The 1778-nt window shown below is 66.9% G+C and carries 2 protein-coding genes; both read left to right on the top strand.

Going from position 1 to position 1778, the window contains the following annotated elements:
- Positions 1-150 precede the first annotated feature (150 nt).
- Positions 151-1380 (top strand): hypothetical protein, encoded by a 1230-nt coding sequence (locus ABZE72_RS16790; protein WP_372730177.1) that lies wholly within the window; start codon positions 151-153, stop codon positions 1378-1380.
- The gene (locus ABZE72_RS16785; RefSeq protein WP_372730176.1) at positions 1377-1721 is read left to right on the top strand and encodes a DoxX family protein; all 345 of its coding nucleotides are present in this window, start codon (positions 1377-1379) and stop codon (positions 1719-1721) included. Before ABZE72_RS16790 ends, ABZE72_RS16785 begins: the two co-directional genes overlap by 4 nt.
- Positions 1722-1778 lie beyond the last annotated feature (57 nt).

The following is a 1778-nucleotide window of genomic DNA, read 5'->3' as shown; positions in this document are numbered from 1 at the left end:
GCCGCTCACGTTCCTCCTCCTCACGTCTCCGATCATCGCCCGCAACGAGGCGGCGATCCGTGAACTTGACGCTGGTCCTATTGTCTTACAATATGGCGTTCGGTTCGGCCCAGGCGGTGGGCCGATAGCGAGGGGGAGCTGAAGGCAACCATGAACACGTTCGCTGACGAGTCCGCGACCACGATTCCGGTCAGGTTGCGCAGAGGTCGCGACTTCCCCGGTGCCGACCAGCCCCACGAGGGACTGCTGGACCGAATCCGGTCGGTGGCACCCCTGATCGCGGAGAAGTCTGCCGAGGCGGAATCGCTGCGGCGTCCGCACGACGACGTCGTGGCGGCGCTCGAGGCGACCGGCGTGTTCAAGTCCTTCGTGCCCCAGGAGTACGGCGGCTATGAGATCGACCCCCACGAGTTCATCGACCTCGGCCTCGAGGTGGCCCAGGCCTGCTGCGCCACGGGCTGGCTGACCACCTTCTACATGGAGCACAACTGGATCGTGGCGGCGTCGCTCGGTGTCGAGGCCGTCGACGAGATCTTCTCCGCCCAGCCCTACGTCCTCGCGCCGGGAGCCGTGAATCCGATGGGCGGCGTGGCGAACCCCGTCGAAGGTGGCTTCGACCTCAGCGGGCGCTGGCACTTCAACTCCGGGATCGTGCATGGCGACTGGGTCATCCTGACCGCGTTGGAACACACCGAGAAAGGCCCCATCCTCCGGGTGTATCTGCTGCCCCGAGAAGACGTGCGGGTCGAGGACACCTGGGATGTCGGCGGCATGCGAGGGACAGGAAGTCACGACGTCGTCGTTGACGGAGTCTTCGTGCCGGAGCGGTTCGCGTCGCCGATCCCGCCACCGAAGCGCAGGAGCACGACGCACGACCACTACGACATGTACCGCCTCCCGGCGTTCGGGCTCCTGCCTCTCGCCGCGGCGATCCCGATGGTGGGCGGTGCGAAGCGAGCGCTCGCCATCTTCCAGGAACGCCTCTCGACACGCGTGCAGCTGATGAGTACCAAGGCGCAGCAGGACAAGCCCGCAGCACAGCTGCGGCTGGGCAACGTCGCCATGCAGGTCGCGAAGTCCGAGCGCACCCTTCGATCGGTGGCGGACCTGATGCTCCGGATCACGGCGCGTCCAGATCCAGCGAGCGGGTTGGAGTCGGCCGAACTGCAGTTCATGGTCGCCGATGCCGCCCGTGACGCTCGGAGTGCGATCTTCTCGATCCTCGAGGCCAGTGGGGCGCATGCCCACTTCGGGGGCAGCGAACTCCAGCGGATCTACCGGGACGTGTTGACGGGATCGGGCCACATCGTGTTCGACGTCGATGCCAAGGGACAGGACTACGGACGGGCGCTCGTCAAGTCGTTCAGCGAGGACCCGTGATCGTTCTCTGGATCCTGCGGGGACTGGTCGCTGCGCTGTTCCTCATGGTGAGCTCCATGAAGCTCACCCGCCATCCGCACATGGTGGAGTCGTTCGAACTGTTCGGCTATTCCTACCGCGTCGCCCAGTTCACCGTCGCCGTCGAGATCCCTGCCGCGCTGCTCCTGATCGCCGGCTTCTGGTGGCCATGGTGCGCGGTCGCCGGGGCGCTCCTGGTGCTGCCGACGATGATTGGTGCGGCGGTGACCAACCTGCGGTTCAAGGGGCCGGCCGAGGTGCTGTTGACCCTGGCCGTGATCGCGGTGTTGGCGGCCGTCGTCATCGTGCAGTGGGGCGGCTGAGCACGACCGGCGCCAGCGCCTGCACCGAGCCGCCGATCGACCAGCCGCCTGGGCCGG

This window comes from Nocardioides sp. (genome assembly GCF_041600255.1).
GTDB lineage: Bacteria > Actinomycetota > Actinomycetes > Propionibacteriales > Nocardioidaceae > Nocardioides.
The sequence above is the reverse complement of the archived record's forward strand: the minus strand, read 5'-3'. Positions and strand labels throughout refer to the sequence as shown.

What these genes read in the sequence shown, in the direction of transcription:
- ABZE72_RS16790 (WP_372730177.1), top strand. Translation starts at nt 151, where the DNA reads ATGAACACGTTCGCTGACGAGTCCGCGACCACGATTCCGGTCAGGTTG.